At 57.0% G+C, this 20,485-nt stretch carries 19 protein-coding genes; 9 read left to right on the top strand and 10 right to left on the bottom strand.

Annotated elements, in window-relative coordinates; translation table 11 throughout:
* Nucleotides 1–9: 9 nt before the first annotated feature.
* Nucleotides 10–2,184, bottom strand: a complete 2,175-nt coding sequence (locus AC0JZ1_RS09625) for an OmpA family protein (protein ID WP_471882160.1) — start codon at nt 2,182–2,184, stop codon at nt 10–12.
* A gap of 310 nt (nt 2,185–2,494) precedes the next feature.
* Here AC0JZ1_RS09625 and AC0JZ1_RS09630 point away from each other — a divergent pair, with 310 nt between their 5' ends.
* The 3 genes from AC0JZ1_RS09630 (at nt 2,495) to AC0JZ1_RS09640 (ending at nt 4,145) form a co-directional block, all read left to right on the top strand.
* Entirely contained in the window at nt 2,495–2,761 is a 267-nt protein-coding gene (locus AC0JZ1_RS09630; protein ID WP_471882161.1) for an usg protein, read from the top strand.
* Between the two features lie 78 nt (nt 2,762–2,839).
* Nucleotides 2,840–3,655: a methyltransferase domain-containing protein gene (locus AC0JZ1_RS09635; RefSeq protein WP_471882162.1), complete on the top strand. Its 816-nt coding sequence runs from the start codon at nt 2,840–2,842 to the stop codon at nt 3,653–3,655.
* Nucleotides 3,656–3,734: 79 nt separating this feature from the next.
* Nucleotides 3,735–4,145, top strand: a complete 411-nt coding sequence (locus AC0JZ1_RS09640) for a CopD family protein (RefSeq protein WP_471882163.1) — start codon at nt 3,735–3,737, stop codon at nt 4,143–4,145.
* A 1-nt stretch (nt 4,146) separates the two neighbouring features.
* Here AC0JZ1_RS09640 and AC0JZ1_RS09645 read toward each other — a convergent pair whose 3' ends face one another.
* From AC0JZ1_RS09645 to AC0JZ1_RS09660, 4 genes are read right to left on the bottom strand one after another with little or no spacing between them, the layout of a single operon-like run.
* Nucleotides 4,147–4,959 (bottom strand): ATP-binding cassette domain-containing protein, encoded by an 813-nt coding sequence (locus tag AC0JZ1_RS09645; RefSeq protein WP_471882164.1) that lies wholly within the window; start codon nt 4,957–4,959, stop codon nt 4,147–4,149.
* 11 nt (nt 4,960–4,970) lie between these two features.
* Nucleotides 4,971–5,801 (bottom strand): ABC transporter permease subunit, encoded by an 831-nt coding sequence (locus AC0JZ1_RS09650; protein WP_471882165.1) that lies wholly within the window; start codon nt 5,799–5,801, stop codon nt 4,971–4,973.
* A 20-nt stretch (nt 5,802–5,821) separates the two neighbouring features.
* Nucleotides 5,822–6,994, bottom strand: coding sequence for an FMNH2-dependent alkanesulfonate monooxygenase (gene ssuD / locus AC0JZ1_RS09655; protein ID WP_471882166.1), 1,173 nt, complete (start codon nt 6,992–6,994; stop codon nt 5,822–5,824).
* 28 nt (nt 6,995–7,022) lie between these two features.
* Complete coding sequence (locus AC0JZ1_RS09660) at nt 7,023–7,994, bottom strand: aliphatic sulfonate ABC transporter substrate-binding protein (RefSeq protein ID WP_471882167.1); 972 nt, start codon at nt 7,992–7,994, stop codon at nt 7,023–7,025.
* 253 nt (nt 7,995–8,247) lie between these two features.
* On the opposite strand from AC0JZ1_RS09660, the gene AC0JZ1_RS09665 reads away from it, so the two are divergent.
* From AC0JZ1_RS09665 to AC0JZ1_RS09675, 3 genes are all read left to right on the top strand, one after another.
* A complete protein-coding gene (locus tag AC0JZ1_RS09665) occupies nt 8,248–9,123 on the top strand; it encodes an NAD(P)-dependent oxidoreductase (protein WP_471882168.1) in 876 nt (291 codons plus the stop codon).
* Between the two features lie 234 nt (nt 9,124–9,357).
* Nucleotides 9,358–11,325, top strand: coding sequence for a methyl-accepting chemotaxis protein (locus AC0JZ1_RS09670; RefSeq protein ID WP_471882169.1), 1,968 nt, complete (start codon nt 9,358–9,360; stop codon nt 11,323–11,325).
* Nucleotides 11,326–11,925: 600 nt separating this feature from the next.
* Entirely contained in the window at nt 11,926–13,665 is a 1,740-nt protein-coding gene (locus AC0JZ1_RS09675) for a methyl-accepting chemotaxis protein (RefSeq protein ID WP_471882170.1), read from the top strand.
* Between the two features lie 167 nt (nt 13,666–13,832).
* On the opposite strand, the gene AC0JZ1_RS09680 is transcribed toward AC0JZ1_RS09675, so the two are convergent.
* Together AC0JZ1_RS09680 and AC0JZ1_RS09685 are read right to left on the bottom strand one after the other, a co-directional pair.
* Nucleotides 13,833–14,321, bottom strand: a complete 489-nt coding sequence (locus AC0JZ1_RS09680) for an Lrp/AsnC family transcriptional regulator (RefSeq protein ID WP_471882171.1) — start codon at nt 14,319–14,321, stop codon at nt 13,833–13,835.
* A gap of 66 nt (nt 14,322–14,387) precedes the next feature.
* Complete coding sequence (locus tag AC0JZ1_RS09685) at nt 14,388–15,026, bottom strand: uracil-DNA glycosylase family protein (protein WP_471882172.1); 639 nt, start codon at nt 15,024–15,026, stop codon at nt 14,388–14,390.
* 289 nt (nt 15,027–15,315) lie between these two features.
* Here AC0JZ1_RS09685 and AC0JZ1_RS09690 point away from each other — a divergent pair, with 289 nt between their 5' ends.
* The gene (locus tag AC0JZ1_RS09690) at nt 15,316–16,854 is read left to right on the top strand and encodes a sensor histidine kinase (RefSeq protein ID WP_471882173.1); all 1,539 of its coding nucleotides are present in this window, start codon (nt 15,316–15,318) and stop codon (nt 16,852–16,854) included.
* Nucleotides 16,855–16,875: 21 nt separating this feature from the next.
* Here the strand turns inward: AC0JZ1_RS09690 and AC0JZ1_RS09695 are convergent, their stop codons facing one another.
* Together AC0JZ1_RS09695 and AC0JZ1_RS09700 are read right to left on the bottom strand one after the other, a co-directional pair.
* On the bottom strand, nt 16,876–17,181 hold the full coding sequence (locus tag AC0JZ1_RS09695) for a hypothetical protein (RefSeq protein WP_471882174.1): 306 nt from the start codon (nt 17,179–17,181) through the stop codon (nt 16,876–16,878).
* 56 nt (nt 17,182–17,237) lie between these two features.
* Nucleotides 17,238–17,786 (bottom strand): SDR family NAD(P)-dependent oxidoreductase, encoded by a 549-nt coding sequence (locus AC0JZ1_RS09700; RefSeq protein ID WP_471882175.1) that lies wholly within the window; start codon nt 17,784–17,786, stop codon nt 17,238–17,240.
* Nucleotides 17,787–17,862: 76 nt separating this feature from the next.
* Here AC0JZ1_RS09700 and AC0JZ1_RS09705 point away from each other — a divergent pair, with 76 nt between their 5' ends.
* Nucleotides 17,863–18,483 carry a TetR/AcrR family transcriptional regulator gene (locus AC0JZ1_RS09705; protein WP_471882176.1) on the top strand — a complete coding sequence of 207 codons (621 nt, stop codon included), beginning with the start codon at nt 17,863–17,865 and terminating at the stop codon, nt 18,481–18,483.
* 70 nt (nt 18,484–18,553) lie between these two features.
* Here the strand turns inward: AC0JZ1_RS09705 and cobT are convergent, their stop codons facing one another.
* Nucleotides 18,554–19,585, bottom strand: coding sequence for a nicotinate-nucleotide--dimethylbenzimidazole phosphoribosyltransferase (cobT, locus tag AC0JZ1_RS09710; RefSeq protein ID WP_471882177.1), 1,032 nt, complete (start codon nt 19,583–19,585; stop codon nt 18,554–18,556).
* Between cobT and cobS the strand changes: the two genes are divergently transcribed.
* Complete coding sequence (gene cobS / locus AC0JZ1_RS09715) at nt 19,578–20,471, top strand: adenosylcobinamide-GDP ribazoletransferase (RefSeq protein WP_471882178.1); 894 nt, start codon at nt 19,578–19,580, stop codon at nt 20,469–20,471. The two genes, cobT and cobS, sit on opposite strands and share 8 nt — an antisense overlap.
* Nucleotides 20,472–20,485: the final 14 nt, after the last annotated feature.

Genomic DNA, 20,485 nt, shown 5'->3' on the forward strand with positions numbered 1-20,485 from the left:
CTTGAATGATTACTGGTTTTGAGCGACCGGCTTCACAAGTGCCGTGATGCGGCGGATGGTAACGCGGCGGTTTTGCTGCTCAGGCCCATCCGTCTTAACCTTCAGGTAGGTCTCGCCGTAGCCCTGCGTCACCATGTTTTCCGGCGGAATACCGAAGGCATCGGTCAGAACGCGGGCAACAGATTCTGCGCGACGGTCAGAAAGCACGAGGTTGCTTTCAGCAGAACCGACGGCATCCGTATGACCTTCAATCAGGAAGGTCTCTGCCGGATCGCGATCCAGCACCTTCTTGATGGCGTCCGCGACCTTGCGCAGGCTGGAAGCCTGGTTCATCGGAATATCGGCGCTTCCTGTGGCAAAAGTGATGGTATCGAGATCGATACGGCGCACCTTGTCACGGATACGAGCCGAATAGCGAACTTCATCGACAGAGTAGACGCGTTCCACGCGTTCTACTGGCGGCTGCTCCAGGAAGCGATAGTAATCGCGGTCCGGGTCGCTTGTTGTGTCGATGATGTACTGGTTCACCGGGATCGTCAGGCGCATGGGTGGCAGTTCGTCACCCGGATCGCGCCACTGGTAATCACGATCGTCGCGCTCATCCGCCAGTTCCGGCGCATAGAACAGGACATATTCGCGACCACCGCGATCAACGCGTGAACGCTGGATCACTTCGCCATAGCGGTTGCGAACCGTCACGATCTGGATACCGTTGTCACGCTGATAGATTTCGCGTGTGCGGCCACCTGGCAGACGCTCGTATTCCGGGCGATAGCCATCGTCGATAAAGCGTTCGCTGTCATCGTGACGAACGAAGGTGCGATTATCGATCTGGATGATCGTGCGGTTATCATCGGCACGGCGTACATCCTGCCAGCCACGCGGATCTTCAAATCGCGGACGCTCGTTCAAACGCTCACCGCGCTGACCCGCGAAATTCTCAATGCGAATGGTCGGCGCACGCTGGCCATCTGGTGCTGCCTGAGCGGCGGCATCCGAAGTTGGCGGCGGTGGTGGCGGGGCAGTTGGTGCGAGAGCTGGCTGAACGGCCTGACCCTCAACAGGTGCGGCACCGGAACGCTGAAGGCTACGGCGATCACGCGGCGCACCTGGCTGACCGGCCTGTACCGGGGCAACAGCAGCAGGCGCTTCCTTGGCGCTATCCAGCACAGCTGCACCGTTTTCAACCGGCAGAACAACCGGACCGGTCGCAGATGCCGGATTATCGGCAATCTTCTTGGCTCGCTGGATCTCTTCCGGGGTCTTTGGTGCGGCGACCACAGGCTGCGTTCCAGGAGCGGCCGGGGCTACAGCGGGCGCATCAGAGCGCTGCTGCGGTTCTGCACCGGGTACTGGCGGCGCTGGCGGCGTGCCAGGCGCTGGCTGCGGCGTGCCTGGGGCAGCCTCAGCACCGGGTGCGGGTGGAACTGGAGGTGTGCCGGGACGAACAGGGGCAGCCTCACCATTTTGGGGGCGTGGGCGCTCACCTGCTGGTCGCTCTTTGGCAGGGCGTTCAGCGGCTGGTGGTGCAGCTTCTGCGGGCTTTGGCGGCACTGGCTTCGGCTCTGGCTTGGGCTCCACTGGGGCTTCAGCCTTCGGTGCAGGTTCAGCGGCCTTCGGTGCAGGTTTTGGTGCCGGTGCTTCAGCAGGTTGCTCGGCCGGTGCCTTACGGGCGGCTGGTTCTTCAGCAGCAGGTGCTTCACGCTTCGGAGCAGGCTTTGGTGCTGCTTCGGGTTCCGGCTTTGGCTCTACTGGAGCTTCAGCCTTCGGTGCTGGGCGTGGCTTTACCTGTTCCGGCTCTGGCTGCGGCTCACGCTTGGGCGCAGGCTCAGCCGGGCGCATTTCCGGCGCAGCTTCAGCCTTCGGCGGACGTGGCGCTTCCGGCTCGCGCTGCGGCTTCATCTCTGGTTCTGGCGGACGCTCCTTCTTGGGCTCACGCTGCTCTGGCTCCGGGCGCTTACCACCCTCACCTTCAGGCGCACCCTTCGGGCGGCGCTGCTTCAGTTCCTCTTCAGCTTGGCCGGGAAGTCCCGGAGCCTGATCCTGGACGCGAACAATATTGGAATTGCTTTCGACCTGCGGGTTGGCAATCGTCGGCATCGCTGCGTGCACATCGGGCACGAGCAAGCTCATGGAAAGCAATGGCATCGCCACACTGGCGAGAAGTCGGTTACGCTTGGGCATTGTAGCTCCCTGGCTGCGTTTCGTCTGGCGTCCCTTCGCCCGCCACCTTCTTTTAATGCTGAGGTTGGCGGCTCGCACTAACGGCAAGACTGGAATTTTGTTCCAGACGAAAATTAAGAGCGCCGCGCCTGAACGAAACCTGAAACCACATGGCAGCAATCGTTCATATTGAGTGCTAACATACTGATTCCAAATTGTTATTGGCGCTTTCTACGGAGCGTTTGTTAAGCTTCGCTTAAGCGAGGGGTGTTGAACTACACTATGCGGGCACTCCCCGCCCAAGAGGTCAAACTCCAACGGGAATTACAACATGACGCCTGAAATGGAACTGATGCTCAAAGGCTATGGCATGACGACAGCGCAAATCCTGTATCGCATGCCGGACCATAAGAACCTGCTGCAAACCTATATCTGGCAGCATTACGATCTGGCACCGGAATTTCCGGAAATGAAAAGCTTCCTGAAGTTCTGGCAGGAGAAGCTTGATGGACCCCTGCATTCCGTTCGCTACGTACACAGGAAGCTGATTGCCGCCAATGAATGGCGCGCCTTGAAGGGTGAATTCATCATCCATTGAAACCCGCCAGATAAGGCTGATCTTGCCATTGCCCGCGCATCGGCTTAAAGCCGCCGCTTGAGATATTAAGAGGCGGCTATGAAAAAGATCGATGAAGAAGCGCTGGCGGAAGCTTACAACCGTGCTCTCGCGCTGGAAAAATCGGGCGATTTAGATGCCGCCGTGGCCGCCTACCAGCAGGTTCTGGAACTCGATCCCGAGGATCACGGCGGCGCTGCTGTTCGCCTCGCTTCCATGGGTCGCGGCGAGACACCGCCGAAAGCTCCCGACGCCTATGTCGAAACGCTTTTCGACCAACATGCGGAAAGTTTCGAAGATATCCTTGTCGAGCAGCTTGGCTATGCCGTGCCGGTTCTGGTGCGCCAGCGTTTGCAGGATTTGAAGCTTGGTCCGTTCCAGCGCATGCTGGATTTGGGCTGCGGCACCGGCCTCACCGGCGGCACGCTGCGTGATATGGTCGAGGATATCACCGGCATCGATATCTCTGAAAACATGGTCGAGATCGCGCACGAGAAAGATCTCTACGAGACGCTTTACGTAGCGGAAGTTGAAGACTTTCTGGAAGATAACGACGACGAAGCCTTTGATCTCGTGACGGCAACCGATGTCCTGCCATACCTTGGCGCGTTGGAACCCCTATTCTTCGGCGTCGCCGAAAACATGGTGAGCGGCGGCATTTTCGTATTTTCCTCTGAAACGCTGCCGGATGATGTGTTTGCAGGCGGAAGCTATATGGTGGGTCCAAATCAGCGCTTCGCCCATTCGCAAAGCTATGTGCGCCAGCGGCTGACAGAAACAGGATTTGAAGTCCTCGAATTCACGGATATCAACGTGCGCATGCAGGACGGTAACCCGACACCCGGCCATTTGGTCATTGCGCGCTTCAAGGGTTGAGATTGGTTTTCTAAAACCATTCCAATTTCTGTCGAAGCAATCTAGGTTGGCGCATCAACCGTTTCCGGGGCAAAGTTCCATGCTGTATTTTCTTCTCAAAGGCCTTCACGTCGCAGCCGATATGATCTGGGTTGGCGGCATGTTGATCAATGCCTTCGTGATCTCCATGGTACCTCCACCCATTCGCGGTGGCGTCATCACAGCGCTTCGCCGCTATGACCGTATTGTCACGACAGGTGCGCTGGGTCTCGTCTGGCTCCTCGGCCTTACCCTCGCAATCGGCTATATCGGCTTTTCGGGCGGGTGGCTTCACCTCAAGCTTCTGATCGTCATCATGCTTTCCGCATTGCACGGCATGCAGAGCAAGTGGCTGCGCCGCATGGAGGCCGATCCCCTGATCGATCCTCCAGCCTTTGTGCGCAAGGGCATGCCCATCGTGCTGGTTTCGGCCATCGTTGTTGTGCTTCTGGCAGAAGTGAAGCCCTTCTAACTCAGCGATCCTTGAGGATAGCGGACAGAAGCTTCCCTTCCAGAACGGCAAGATCGGGATCTCCGTGTTCGCGCGGATGCGCCTTTGGTACTTCGAGATCCAGCGTTATCCGCCCCTCCTCCAGCACGATGACCCGATCTGCCAGATGAACCGCCTCGCTCACATCATGGGTTACCAGCACGGCGGTAAAACCCAGCTCCGTCCATACCCGGGCGATCAGGCTTTGCATGCTAATGCGCGTCAGCGCATCCAGAGCGCCCAAGGGTTCGTCCAGCACCAGAAGGCCGGGGCGGCTCACCAGCGCACGGGCCAAGGCCACGCGCTGCCGCTGACCGCCTGAAAGCTTGGAGGGCCACTCGTACGCCTTGTTGCGAAGCTGCACTTCGTAAAGTGCATCCAGCGCCAGTTTTTGGGCCTGCTCGCTTGGCACCCCCTCGCCCAACCCCACGGCGACATTATCCACCACATTGAACCAGGGCAGCAAGCGCGGTTCCTGAAACACGATGCGCGCATCCGTTTCCACATCACGGCCCTCGCCGTCACGGAAGGCAATCTCGCCGCCGCTTTGCTGGTCAAGACCAACGAGCAGCCGCAGCAGCGTGCTCTTTCCGCAGCCGCTTTTGCCCACGATGGCGACGAATTGCCCGGCTGGAATTTCGAGATCAATGCCGCGCAGAACTTTGTTGTCACCGAAGCTTTTTTCAACACCGCGCAGGCGAAGCGAAACCGGCGTCTGTCTGTGACCCTCTGCAATCGCCTCGAATTGCGCTTCCGCAACAAAAGCAGGCTGTCGTTCACTGTAGGTCAGTGTCATCTTGTTTGCTCCTATCGTTGATACGCAAGGTTCCAGGAAAGGGCTCGTCGCTCCAGCGTGCGTGCCACCACATCCGCCAGCTTGCCCAGCAGTGCGTAAATCACGAGAGACAGCACCACGATGTCCGTCATCATGAACTCGCGGGCATTGTTGGCCATGTAGCCGAGGCCGGACGATGCAGCGATGGATTCCGATACGATCAGCGTCAGCCACATGATGCCCAGCGCATAGCGAAGGCCAACGAAGATGGAGGGAAGCGCACCGGGAAAGATGACCTTGCGGAACAGCGTCCAACGGCTCATGCCGTAGACCCTGCCCATCTCGATCAGATCACGGTCCACATTGCGCACACCATGATAGGTGTTGAGGTAGATTGGAAACAGAACGCCCAGCGAGGTGAGAAACAGTTTCGCCTCTTCCCCAATTCCGAACCACAAAATGACGAGCGGTATCATCGCCAGATGTGGAATCGTGCGGATCATTTGCAGCGTCGTGTCTGTCAATTGTTCGGAAAGACGCGAAACGCCGTTGGCGATGCCAAGCAGAAAGCCGATGCTGCCGCCCACCAGCAGACCGGCAAAAGCGCGACCTGCGCTGACTAGAATGTTGTGGCCCAGGTCGCCGCTCGCCGTCTCATTCCAGAAAGCTTCCGCCACCGCCACCGGCGATGGCATGATCCGGTCCGAGATGAAGCCGACAGAGGAGCCCGCCTGCCAAAGCCCCACCAGTGCAAGCGGAACCAGAAAGGGCAGAAGCCTTTCCCGCCCGGGCAAGGAAAGCTGGAAGCTGCGGGAATTGGCTTGTTTCAAAGGCCGGTTAAAGCCTGTTTCAGCAATAGACATGGCAGTCTCCTTGGTTCGGCTCAAGATGCCGCGACGGATCGAAGCGTCTGGTGGCCTCCACCGGCAAACACTGTCTTGGATGAAAATTCACTGCCAAAGCCGGTGCGTTGCGCCTCGCGGCCAAGTCCCAGTTCCGGGAACAGCAGTTCCGCAACCCGGTAAGCCTCTTCCAGATGCGGATAGCCGGAACCGATCACCGTCTCGATGCCGATTTCCTGGTACTCCCGCAAGCGTGCAGCCACCGTCTTCGGCGAGCCGACAAGCGCTGTTCCGGCACCTGAGCGCACAAGGCCGATACCCGCCCAAAGGTTGGGCGCAACTTCCAGCTTGTCGCGCCGGCCACCATGGAGAGCCGCCATGCGCGCCTGACCAACAGAATCGGATGAGGTCGCGAAGTGCGCCTGCGCCTTGGCAATGGTCTCATCGTCCAGCTTGGAAATCAGCCGGTCAGCCGCCTCCCACGCTTCGTCGTCCGTCTCACGCACGATGAAGTGCAGGCGAATACCGAAAGATACCTCGCGGCCCTTGGCAGTAGCCGATTTGCGGACTTTTTCTACCTTTTCGGCAACCTGCTCTGGCGGCTCGCCCCAGGTCAGGTATTTGTCGGCCCGGCCTGTTGAGAATTCGATGCCCGCATCGGAGGAGCCGCCGAAATAAAGTGGCGGGCGTGGCTGCTGAATAGAGGGAAATCCAAGCCTGGCCTCCTTCGCCTGAATATATTGCCCATCCAGATCCGCCTTGCCCGTCGTCAACAGATCTTCAAATACCTGGAAAAATTCTTCCGCGTGGTCGTAGCGTTCGTCATGCGGAAGGAAGATGCCATCGCCTGCCAGTTCCGCCGGTGCGCCACCCACCACAATGTTCAGCAGCAGGCGACCGTGGGAAATGCGGTCCAGCGTCGAAGCCAATCGCGCATAATAGGCTGGTGATGCCGTTCCGGGGCGGATGGCGACGAGGAACTTCAGCCGCTCAGTGAAAGGGGCGAGCGATGCCGCCGTCACGAAGCTTTCCTCGCAGGAAACGCCGGTTGGCAACAGCACGCCGCTATAGCCAAGGCGGTCCACTGCCACGGCAATTTCGCGTAGATAGCGATTGTCAGGTGCTCGGTTCAGGTCGCTGGCACCGAGATAGGTTCCGTCACCGCTCGTGGGAATGAACCAGAGAAAGTCGATCGGCTTTTGTGTATCGGTCATGGCATTTCTCCTTTTTTCACGGTCGCGCTTAGCTGGCCTTCGGGCGCCAGACGATGTCGGTGATGGTGAGTTTGCGAGGAATGATCTTCAGCTCGTAGAATTCATCAGCCAGTGCTTGCTGGTAGGCGATGGCCTGATCGGAGACTGGCGCGACATCGCCAAGGTTGAAGCCCTTGCGGGTCAGCGTTTTGCGGGTCACATCTTCCGGCACGCCGGTAATGGCTGAGAGTGCTGGAACCGTTTTATCAAGATCAGCCTGTGCGCGTTTGCCAACGGCTGAAAGCTCCTCGAACAGTTCAGGGATAAGCGCGCCGTTTTCCTTGGCGAAATCCCCATTCGCGAGGAAGTAGCTCCAGCTTTCAACAATGCCTTCCGCGGTCGACAAAATGCGCGTGTTCGGATCAGCCTCTGCCACCGCAGTATAGGGGTCCCAGATCGACCAGGCATCGATACTCCCGTTCTTGAAGGCGGCGGCAGCATCCGGTGGCGCAAGGTCTACGAGTGTCACATCAGAAAGCGAAAGTCCTGCCTTTCGCAATGCCTGCACCGCAACGTTGTGGGCGCTGGAACCACGCCTGAAGGCAAGCTTCTTGCCCTTCAAATCTGCGAGCGTCTTTATCGGCGAATTCTGCTGTACGAGGATGGCAGAACCCTCAGAGCTACCTTTGTAAGTGCCCGCATAGACAAGGTTTCCTCGCGCCGCTTGCGCAAAAAGCGGCGGCACATCGCCAGTGGGGCCGAAGTCCAGCGCACCGGCACCCAGTGCTTCCAACAGCGGCGGGCCAGACGAAAACTCGGACCATTTGATAGAGATGCCGCGATCCGAAAATCGCTTTTCCAATGCTCCTTCAGCCTTGGCCAAAGCCAGTACGCCATTTTTCTGCCAGCCGATCCGCAAGGTTGAGATGGCGGCTCTGGCGGTCGTGAGCGGCGAGAGTGTCATCGCAGCCGCGGCCCCACCCATTATGCCCATTGCCTGTCTGCGAGAAAATCCAGTCATTGTCCCTCTCCTTCATCTTCTTCCGCTTGTTGCAGTCGGCTCGATGAAAGAAGGCTCACACGGAAGCGGGCTTCGTTCGACGCAGGAAAAACTCAAAATCCGGCGCATCCAGAATATTTTCTTCTAAATCTATGGACTATTAGGAACGGAAAATGAGGGAGGTCAGTTTGCGAATTTTTTGAACGAGCAGTTGAGCCTTCCGTCGCTTTGCAAAACGCACTAAGAAAAATCAGCAATCAGCGAGGAATAGAAAATGGCGAAAGTGGCGTTCATCGGGCTAGGCGTTATGGGCTTCCCCATGGCTGGTCATCTGCGGCAAAAAGGCGGACATGATGTGGTGGTTTACAATCGCACTATCGCCAAGGCAGAGGCTTGGGTTTCACAATTCGGCGGGAGCCTCGGCAAGACACCCGCTGAAGCGGCCAAGGAAGCAGACTTCGTATTTACCTGCGTTGGCAATGACGATGACCTGCGCTCTGTCACCATTGGCCCAGATGGTGTTCTTGCAAGCATGAAGGCCGGTGCCGTTCTCATTGATAACACGACAGCCTCTGCGGAAGTGGCACGGGAACTGGCCGATGCAGCCGCAAAAAAGGGCTGTGGCTTCATCGATGCCCCTGTTTCGGGTGGCCAGGCTGGGGCCGAAAACGGCGCTTTGACTGTTATGTGTGGCGGCGAAGAGGCGACCTTTAACAAGGCCAAGCCTGTTATCGATGCCTATGCCCGCATGGTTGGCCTCATGGGGCCGGTGGGCTCCGGCCAGCTTACCAAGATGATGAACCAGATCTGCATCGCCGGTGTTGTGCAAGGTTTGGCTGAAGCCGTTCACTTCGGCAAGCAGGCTGGTCTCGATATCGAGAAGGTGGTGGATGTCATTTCCAAGGGGGCGGCAGGCTCCTGGCAGATGGAGAACCGCCACAAGACAATGAACCAGGGCAAATATGATTTTGGCTTTGCCGTCGATTGGATGCGCAAGGATCTGGATATCGTCTTGACTGAAGCCAGGCGCAATGGCTCCACTTTGCCTCTTACGGCGCTCGTGGATCAATTTTACGCAGATATACAATCAATGGGGGGCAAAAGGTGGGATACATCCTCTCTTCTTGCACGTTTAGAGAGAAATAAATGACTTTTCTCTAACATTCAGATATAGGAATAGTATAATTCGCGTCTCAAATCGAGACGAATACAACCCGGAAATGAGAATTACTGCAAAATGTTGCAGGTGAAAACTCACTTCCGGGCAATCTAATATTAAACCTAGCATTAAGTAATCCGGTTGTATCTTTCATCGCATCACACGCGATCTATGACAGCCTGTCACAATTGAGGCTTCAAAGGTCAACCTATGGAGCTAACAGCCGTGCATTTCCTGGATAACATTAAGATCATCAGCAAGATTGCGCTTGTCATCTTCTCGATGATCGCAGTCAGCCTCATCGTCGCCGCCGTCAGCTACACGTCGAGCTCAACCCAATCCACCAACGCGTATATGACGGAGCATACTTACGAAGTGCTCTCTAAACTCAATGGCATGATGAGTGCCATGATCGACCAGGAAACGGGCATGCGCGGCTATCTGATCGCGGGCGACAAGAAATTCCTTGATCCCCAGATCGCTGGTGCCGCAGCGTTCAAGGAAAACCTCGCAGCCGCTCAGCGCCTCACCTCGGATAACCCTGCTCAGCAGGCACGCTTGAAGGACCTCGCCGCTTTGGCTGAGACATGGAATGCCAAGGTCGTCGTTCCTGAAATGGAATTCATGAAGGACCAGTCGACCTGGGACAAGGCGCGTCAGATTGAAGTTTCCGGCGCTGGAAAGGCCTCCATGGACGGCATCCGCGCAAAGGTGAAGGAGCTTTCCGACGCAGAGACCGCACTGCTCAGCGTCCGCAGTGAAGCCGCCAACAGCGCTGGCGAGCTAGCACGCACAACGGCCATAGCAGGCGGCGGCGTGATGTTCCTTCTCTCCGTCTTGGGCTTGATGTTGCTCAACTCGAAACTGGTGCGCCCGCTGCGCACGATCAACGAAGTCATGCTTACACTTGCTCGTGGCCAGAACGATATCAATGTTCCAGGCCGCGGCCGCAAGGATGAAATCGGTGCAATGGCGCAGGCTGTTGAAGTCTTCCGCCAAACGGCCATCAATAAGATTGAAAGTGACAAGCAGGCAGCCGATAGCCGTAGTGCCGCCGAGGCCGACCGCGCTCAAAATGTAGAAGCCGCCCGCGCCCGCGCCGCAGAAATGGAACAAGCAACTTCCGGCCTTGCTGAAGGTCTGCGTCACCTTTCCAACGGCGATCTTACCTTCCAGTTGAACCGTCCTTTCGCCAGCGACTTCGAAGGCCTTCGCCAGGATTTCAACGCGGCTGTCGATCGCTTGCGCGATACGCTCTCACAAGTTGCTGTCTCCACTCAGTCCATCGATTCCGACTCGCGTGAGCTTAGCACCAGCGCGAATGATCTTTCCCGCCGCACCGAGCAGCAGGCCGCCTCTCTCGAAGAGACAGCCGCAGCTCTAGACCAGATCACAGCAAACGTTACCAACTCTTCCAAGCGTACGGAAGAAGCACGTCACGTTGCCATCCAGGCCAACAAGTCTGCCCAGGAATCTGGACAGGTCGTGTCAAACGCTGTCAATGCCATGCAGCGGATCGAACAGTCTTCCAGCCAGATCTCGAATATCATTGGCGTGATCGATGAGATCGCCTTCCAGACCAACCTTCTCGCATTGAATGCTGGCGTCGAAGCTGCGCGTGCAGGTGAAGCTGGCAAGGGCTTTGCGGTCGTTGCACAGGAAGTTCGCGAACTGGCACAGCGCTCTGCCCAGGCTGCCAAGGAAATCAAGGATCTCATTCGCGCCTCGGCAGAGGAAGTGGATAGCGGCGTAAGGCTGGTCACGGCGACTGGTGAGGCTCTGAAGGTCATCGAAGAGCATGTCATATCGATCAACACGCAGCTTGATGCCATCGCGACTTCGGCCCGGGAACAGTCCGTTGGTCTTGCAGAGGTCAATACCGCCGTCAACCAGATGGATCAGGTCACGCAGCAGAACGCTGCCATGGTCGAGCAGGCAACCGCCGCTAGCGGCAATCTCGCTGGAGAAGCCACGAAGCTGCGTCAGCTGATTTCCAGCTTCCAGTTGGGTGGCCAGGGGGGATCTTATGCAGCCCACGCCACGGCCTCTCGTCCGGCTCCGGTATCTGCCTCCGCGTCCCGTCAAGCACCGGCACCGTCCCCGGCCCGCAAGCTGGTGAACAAGCTGGCCCGTGCTGTCGGCGGCGGTGGTTCGTCTGCGGTAGCAGCAACAGAAAGCTGGGAAGAGTTCTGACAAGACGCAGGCCAAGTGCCGCAAAAAAATGCAATGGCCCGGCGGAGACATCCGCCGGGCCATTTTTTTTCCTTGAAGCATTCGCGCGAAATTCAGCAGCGGTTTTCCAATGACGACATGCGCAAAAACAAGAAGTTAAAGCACGCCGCATGAGGCTGATAGCCGCAACCTGCTTTTAAGAGTCTGGTCCATGAGTATGGACAGGGCTGGCTAGCCTGACTCGGGGCACGTTATTTCATTCGATTATTATCATATACTTACGGCAATTAATTGCATTTTGAATTAACTTATAATTTTCAAATCGATCATTATGACTCAATGCTAGTGAAAAGACCGATAAAATGAATATCTGTCATTTTTATGCTTTTAATTTCCAGGGAGCTCGAAGTGCGAAATCTGCCTATACTCGTCAAGTTCATGATCATTATGGGCATATGCACGGCATTTTGCCTTTCCGTCGCTGTATATACTTCGCATAAAATGCGCTCCATTGATGTTGCATATAGTGGCCTCCTCGACGAAGAAGTGACCGCTGCAATCGCAACCGCGCGCGCCAACCGCAACTTTCAGTCAATTCGTGCCGCCATAGGCGAATTACTGATGGCGACCGATCAAACCGTATTGGATCGTGCGAAATCTGAGTTTGAAGGCGCAGTTTCCTTGTTCACCTCCCAGATGGACACTGCCATTAGCTCCTTGCCTGACCAGAAGAACCTTTTAGAGATAAAGACAGAGGGATTGCGCATTGCTAATCTCGCCTGCAAGGAGGTGATTGAGGCAGCATTGGCCACAACCGACGCCGCCGAAAACCAAAAAATTCAAAACAAATACCTTTCTGGTTGCCAGCCCGAACTTGTGAAGCTGGCCAAAGTGATGACTGAGAACACAGCGCAGATCATCAAATCAACTGAAGTTGAAAGCAACGAACTTACCGCAACAACAAACTCTATCGTTTTCTATTCTCTCGCGGGTATCGTGGTGGGAATGTCGATCGTCATACTTCTCGGCGTCGTCGTTATCCGTTCGTCCGTAACCAACCCCATCAGCCGTCTAGCCTCTACCATGGGAGTTCTCGCCAATGGCGATTTGACAGCCATTGTTGAAGGCGCGGAGCGTCGAGATGAGGTAGGCACCATGGCGAAGGCCGTGCAGGTATTCAAGGAAAACGGCCTGAAGGCACGCGAACTGGAAGTCCAGGCCGCAGAAACGCGTAACATGTCCGAGGCTGAGCGCCTGCGCATAGCAGAGGTCGAACGCCAACGTGCCGTGGAAATGGAGCAGGCAACTGCCGGTCTCGCAGAAGGTTTGCGCAATCTGGCTCAGGGCAACCTCACCTTCGAACTCAACCGCCCCTTTGCTGGCGATTTCGAAGGCCTGCGCAACGATTTCAACACCACCGTCGCCCAGTTGCGTGAAACCCTGGCTTCCGTGGCCGAAGCAACCGGCGCCATTGATGGTGGCTCACGCGAGCTGTCTTCCAGCGCCAACGATCTGTCCAAGCGTACAGAGCAGCAGGCCGCTGCACTGGAAGAGACCGCAGCTGCACTCGACCAGATTACCGTCAACGTCACCAACTCTTCCAAGCGCACGGAAGAAGCCCGCGGTGTCGCCATCCAGGCCAACAAGTCGGCCCAGCAGTCGGGCGAAGTTGTGGCTAATGCCGTTAACGCCATGCAGCGCATCGAGCAGTCCTCCAGCCAGATCTCCAACATTATTGGCGTCATCGATGAAATCGCGTTCCAGACCAACTTGCTGGCACTGAACGCTGGTGTTGAAGCGGCACGTGCTGGTGAAGCAGGCAAAGGCTTTGCCGTTGTCGCTCAGGAAGTGCGTGAACTCGCCCAGCGCTCGGCGCAAGCGGCAAAAGAAATCAAGGATCTCATCCGCGCCTCTGCCGATGAGGTCGATAACGGCGTGCAGCTCGTCACTGCAACCGGCGAAGCTTTGAAGGTCATTGAAGAGCACGTGGTATCCATCAACGCACAACTGGATGCGATTGCTACATCGGCCCGCGAGCAGTCTGTCGGCCTGTCGGAGGTCAATTCCGCCGTCAACCAGATGGACCAGACCACCCAGCAGAACGCTGCCATGGTTGAAGAAGCCACCGCCGCCAGCGCTGGCCTTGCCAGCGAAGCCGATAAGCTGCGCCAGCTCGTCAATCGCTTCCAGCTGGGTGGAAGAACCGCTGGTCACGCGACCGCGGTCGCCGTTGCCAGCAATGCTTCAAGCCGCACCTCTGCCTCAGTCTCCCCGGCCCGTAAGCTGGTGAACACGCTGGCACGCGCCGTCGGCGGTGGCTCGGCGGCCGTTGCAACGACGGAAAGCTGGGAAGAGTTTTGACCCTCAGGCATGTCGCGTAAAATTGTGCAGCGGTTTTGCGATACCGACAAACAAGAAGTTAAGCACGTTGCATCAGGCTGATAAGCCGCAACGTGCTTTAAACCCGAAACAAAAAAGGGGCTGGCGCACCATCGCCAGCCCCTTCTCTTTGTCATAATGCTTGAAGATCAATCTTCGCCGGATCGCTGGTTATCCAGCATCATGTAATCCAGCGGCAGCTCGGTCGTGTATTTGATCTGCTCCATGGCAAAGGCAGAAGAGACGTCGCGAATTTCGATCTTGGCGATCATACGCTTATAGAAAGCGTCATAGGCGGCGATATCCGGCACGACGACCCGCAACAGATAATCCACGTCACCGCTCATGCGGTAAAATTCCACCACCTCCGGAAACTCGGCGATGACTTCGGAAAAACGCTTAAGCCATTCGATGGAATGGCTGTTGGTGCGAATGGAAACGAACACCGTCACCTTCGTATTGACCTTGGCGGGATCGAGCAGCGCCACGCGGCGGCGGATCACACCGTCCTCTTCCATCTTCTGGATACGACGCCAGCAAGGCGTGGTGGAGAGGCCCACCTTTTTCGCCAGATCGGCGACTGCAAGTGTCGAGTCTTCCTGAAGAATACGCAGGATTTTGCGGTCAAGACGATCCATTTCGGCTCCCTCTGAGATTAATTTTCTTCATACCGGGAAAAATCGAGCATGTAACCGAAAATCGTTTCAGCGGATCAGGCTATCCACACTCTGTCGCAAAATGGGAATGACCTCCTCCAAGAACCAAGGGTTCTTCTTCAACCACCCGCTATTGCGCCAGCTTGGATGCGGCAGAGGCAGCACACGCGGCAGAGTGTTCACCATGAAGCTTGACCGCCAATTCCGCACCGTATCCGTCATGGTGCGCTTGGCTGTTTCGCCCATGTGCCAGTCTTGTGCGTACCCGCCTACGGCAATGACCATTTCGATCTGCGGCATCGCATCCAGTGCGGCCCGTCGCCATAGCGGCGCACATTCCTTGCGTGGCGGCAGGTCGTGCCCGTTCTCATTATAGCCGGGAAAGCAGAACCCCATGGGCAGGATGGCGAAGCTGTCGGGGTCGTAGAACTCCTCGCGGCTTACTGCCAGCCATTCTCTCAGGCGATCTCCGGAAGCATCGTTAAACGGAATGCCGCTCTCATGCACCCGCAATCCAGGAGCCTGCCCGGCAATGAGAATTTTTGCTGTCGAGGAAAGTACCGCAACGGGCCGCGGCTCATGCGGCAGGCGGTATTCCAGCCCCCGCGCTGGCACATCACGGCAAAGCCTGCATGCAGCCACCGCTTGGCGTAACAGCGATAGCTTTTCCTGCACGTGCGAACTCAAAACCACCTCAACAACAAAACTTATTTTGTTTCATCCCGCATCTGCCCAACAGCAACGGTAGCTCTGTGTGACACTTACGGCCTTACCATCACCGTGGATTACCGCTGTACCCAAAAACAGGCCTCTGCCACGCGCGGCACGGCACAGCTTGAGAATGGCTGCCATCTTATTGTCGTCTTAAATATCAACGGAAGCTTGTGAAAGATGGCAAACAAATTCTTTCTGTCAGGATCTTCTTAAGATTTCGCCCTTACGGTGGGGCAACTGGGATTCCGATTTAAGTGTAGTCATGAGTAGCGGCGTCAGCACCTCCACCGATAAGAACATCGTGGATAAATCACGGAGCCACCGCAACAAGGCGGTGTCCAAAGCCGTGCGCGCCACGCGGGAGCGTCTGCAATCCAGCGCCAATGGAAGCCATGTTTTTGCACGCGATGCGCTGGCTTTGCATGTGAACAATCTGCTGCAGGCCGCCCTCATCATTCCGGCCTTCGTTGTCATTGTCGCTGCCGTCGGCACTTACGTGGTTGGCGATGCCTCCATGCTACCATGGGCACTTCTCACACTCGCTGTTCACTCGATCAACCTGCTGCTTGCAAAACGTGTTTCACGGGTGGACCTGACCTCGGCAAACACGCCTCGCTGGCAACGTCTTTTCCTGCTCGGCCAAATGCTGATGGGTGTTTGCTGGGCTGTGTTTGCTGCAAGCGAATGCGATGCCTGCGGCGCGGAAAATGGCTACTACTTCTTCAAGGGCGGCACACTGCTTCTGGCCATCTCCATCACCGCCATAAGCAATGTCTCGCTGCGGCTTGCAGTCATTGTAGCGTTCATCCCACCGTTAATCGCACTTAGCGTAGTGTCAGTAACGGGCGAGCGCGCAATGGATATTGCCCTCACCTGCATGTGCGCCACTGCGGTGCTGCTTTTCCATTACATTTCCGACAGGCTTTACCGGTCGAACCTCACACTGATGTCCTACCAGTCGGAAAAGGACGATTTGATTGCGGAACTGGAAGTGGCCAAATCCGTCTCGGACGAGGCACGCCGCCGCGCCGAAGATGCCAATCTGGCGAAATCCCGTTTCCTCGCCTCCATGTCACATGAGTTGCGCACGCCGCTGAACGCCATTCTGGGCTTTTCGGAAGTCATGAGTTCGGAAGTCCTCGGCCCCATGGCCAACCCGACCTACAAGGAATATGCGGCCGATATCCACCGCTCCGGCCAGCACCTCCTCAACCTCATCAATGAAATCCTTGATCTCTCACGCATTGAGGCAGGACGCTACGAGCTGACAGAAGAGTCCCTCTCGCTTCTCGAAGTCGCTGAAGATTGCATCGGCATGGTGCAGTTGCGCGCCCGCGCCAAGAACATCACCATCCATCAGCAGTTCGAGCCAAACATGCCGCAGGTCTGGGCGGATGAAAAATCCATGCGGCAGGTTCTTCTTAACCTGCTCTCCAATGCGGTGAAGTTCACCAGCCAAGGCGGCGAAGTCACCGTCAAAGTGGGCTGGACGGCTGGCGGCGGTCAGTACGTCGCGATCAAGGATAATGGTCCCGGCATCGCGGAAGAAGAAATTCCCGTCGTTCTATCCGCCTTCGGCCAGGGCTCTATCGCCATCAAGAGTGCGGAACAAGGCACCGGGCTCGGCCTTCCCATCGTCCAGGCCATTCTGGCCAAGCATGATGGACAGTTCATTTTGCGATCCAAACTTCGCGAAGGCACGGAGGTGATAGCCATCCTGCCCGCCACCCGCGTACTGCAAAGCGTTCCCGCTGTGAGCGGCGCTCAGGCGGTAGAGCCGCGCCGCAAGAGCTTCGCCTGACGTTTTGGGGCCAAAACCCTCTCAGAACGCCATCCCGGTCATGCTTTCGGACATCTCCCACAGTTTCTTTCTGGCGGCAGGGTCGAGTGCTTGCGCAGGAATACGCGCAGGACGCGGATACCCCCGCATTTCACGCAATTTGTCAGGGCCATAATAGCCTCCACCCGCCGCCTGGGGAGACGTCGCGGCATAGAGAGAGGGCAGCGCCCCCTGCCATGCGGGCTGCAGCAGGAACGAGAACAATGTTCTTGCAAGCCCTTCCCAGCTTCGCCGGCCAAGCGTGTTATGCACCAGATCAGTCCGCGCGACACCCGGGTGGGCTGCCATGCCTGAGAAGCCCCAGCGACTCGCAATACTGCGGCTTTCCAATTCGAGCGCGAACATCAGGCATGCAAGCTTCGATTGGCTGTAACCAGCCAGTGGCCGATAGTTCTTCTGCAGGTTGATATCATCGAAATGAATGCGGCGCCATTGGCCGCCAGGCTCGATAGCGACACGACCCGCGCGTCCTTACCCTTTGAGAGAAGCGGCTTGAGACGAGCCGTCAATGCGAAGTGACCAAGATAATTGGTCCCCAATTGCAGCTCAAAGCCGTCGCTCGTTACCTGCCGCTTGGGGGTCAGCATGACACCTGCATTGTTGATCAGAATGTCCAGGCTCCCAATCTCGTTCTCCATCTGCTGCGCGAACGTGGCAACTGAAGACAGATTGGTAAGATCAAGCTTGCCGAACCGAATAGCAGCACCGGGAACTGCATCCTTGATGTGGGCAACAGCCTCCACGCCTTTTCCTGGGTTGCGACCGGCAATAGTGACCTCACATCCGGCTCTGGCAAGTTCAAGCGCGGTTTCCAGCCCCAGTCCTCCGGTGCCAGTAACAACAGCGGTTCGACCATGGAGGTGGGGAATGTCGCCTACGGTCCACTTCGTCATCTTACATCCCGTTGCTAATTTTTGCACTTGGTGTAAAATATTTATTGCATTGAGTGCAAATCACAAGAGGGCGACGTTGAGCAGTTTCCAGCATGAGGCCAAGGCGATTGTTGGCTTGCGCGAGCAGAAGAAGCGCGAGACCAAAAAGCGCATTACCGAAACAGGTGTAGGGCTTTTCCTTAAACAAGGTATTGATCAAACAACCCTTGATGAGATTGCGGTCGCTGCTGGCATTTCGCGCAGAACCTTCTTTCACTATTTCAAGTCCAAGGATGAGATTCTGCTGTCGCTGCTTAGCGGCATGGGAGAGATGCTGACGGAAGCAGTGAGAAAGGCACCCGATCATTCTGCGCCCATGAACGCCGTGCGGGATGCTGTTTTGAGTGTCTGCAACACCATTCCAGCGCACGAGATGATCGAGTTGGATGGCCTTATGCATACAAGCCCGAGTGTGCTGGCACGAAAACAGGCTTTTTACATCGAACTGGAAAGCGAAATTTTCGCAGCACTCCGCCAGCGCTGTCCAGAGCCGCATCGCTCAATGGAATTGCATATCGTTGCGATGGTTTCAGTCGGCACGTTGCGGCTTGCAGCAGACATATTCAATCAGGAAAAAGGAGCGCGGCCCATGGTGGGAATCCTGGTTGAAATCTTTACGCGGCTAGGCCGCTCCGGCTTCACGGACATCGGCAGTTAGAAGATCCCGGAAGGCTTTTTGTCAGATGGGCCGCCCCCTTCGAACGGCCCATCCAAACCCGTTGATGCCTTCAATGCGCGGTTGGCGTGCTCGCAGTGCTCACGCCCGCTTGCGCAAAGGTTGCCATGCCGGAATGGCAGGCGGCAGCAGATTTTACAATGCTGGCCGCCAACGCCGCGCCAGTTCCCTCGCCCAGCCGCATACCCAGCGCCAGAAGCGGCGTCTTGCCGAGCTTCTCGATAGCTTTCATATGCCCCGGTTCGCCGGAGACGTGGCCGATCAGGCAGTGGTCCAGAGCGGTCGGGTTTGCAGCCTTCAAAATAGCGGCTGCAGCCGTTGCGACATAGCCATCGATCAAAACCGGGATCTTCTCCACGCGGCAGGCCAGGATGGCGCCCGCCATGGCAGCCACTTCGCGACCGCCCAGACGGCGCAAGATCTCCAGCGGATCGGACAGATGATCCTTGTGGAAGGCAACCGCCTGCTTCACCGCGGCGATCTTTCGCTGAAGAACTTCGCCTTCCGAGCCTGTGCCCGGCCCTACCCAGTCTTCCGCCTCGCCGCCGTAGAGCGCAAGATTGATGGCAGCGGCAATCGTGGTGTTTCCAATGCCCATCTCGCCAATGCAGAGCAGATCGGTGCCACCGGCAATCGCTTCCATGCCAAAGGCCATGGTTGCGGCGCAGTCACGCTCGGAAAGTGCTGCTTCGCAGGTAATGTCGCCTGTCGGGTAATCCAACGCCAAATCGAAAATTTTCAAGCCCAGATCGTTCGCTGCGCAGATCTGGTTGATGGCGGCGCCACCGGCTGCGAAATTCTCCACCATCTGCTGCGTTACCGATGGCGGGTAAGGCGTAATGCCGTGCTTGGCAACGCCATGATTGCCAGCGAAAATTGCCACCAGCGGACGGTTCACTGCCGGCGCACGGCCCGTCCAGGCCGCCAGCCAGAAAGCGATTTCTTCCAGCCGCCCCAAGGAGCCCTTCGGCTTTGTCAGTTGTGCGTCGCGTTCGCGTGCTGCAACCAGCGCCCGCGCATCGGGGCCTGGCAGGTCACGCAGCAGCGTGCGAAAATCGTCGAATGGCAAGCCGCTCATGCTCATCGGAACACTCTTCCTTCATCTCGTCGCATATCGCCCTTTGAGCGGACGATGGAATCTGATTTGCTGTGCCTTCCATAATCAGCCACGCCCGGAGGAACAACTGCAAAACGCCCGCGACTTCATCAATGATCTGGCACGCTCCATCGCTTTTCTCTCAAGGCTACCCATTCCTGCGCGTTTTTTCGTGGGACATGACGGTTCAGTTTCCCGCGCATGTCGTGCATTCCCGCTCGCAGGTTGGTTGATTTCGCTTCTTCCATCGCTCCTTCTCATGCTGCTCGCCAATTGGCCAGAAGCGCGGCTCATGGCCTGCTTGATCGCTCTCGTTCTGCTTTCGCTGATGACAGGCGGGCTGCATGAGGATGGGCTGGCCGATAGTGTGGACGGTCTGCTCGGCGGGCGGGATCGCGAACATGCGCTCATCATTATGAAAGACAGCCGCATTGGAAGCTTCGGCGTTATCGGCCTTATTGCAAGTTTCGGCGTCCGGGCTTCGGCGCTGGTGGCCCTTTGCGGGCTGGGAAGCAATGGGCTGGCAGCCATAGCTCTTGCCGCTGCCGCAGCATTTTCACGCGGTCTTATGGTCTGGCATTGGGCGAAACTGCCACCGGCCAGAACGGGCGGTACTGCTGTTGCAATGGGACAACCGGATGCAGAGGCAACCCGTCCCGCCCTCATCATTGGCGCATTGCTGACCGTTCCCTTGGCTTTCGCGGGAATATCGGCCTTATCCCTGCTTTTCAGCCTCGCACTCGGCTTTGCAGCCGCTTACGCTTTCACACGTTATGTGCTGCGCAAGATTGGTGGTCACACGGGCGACACCATCGGTGCAACACAGCAGATCACAGAAATGACATTGCTCTTCGCTCTTGTTGTGACGTTTTGAACGACCGATATTGG

The sequence above is a fragment of the Affinirhizobium capsici genome (genome assembly GCF_977018625.1).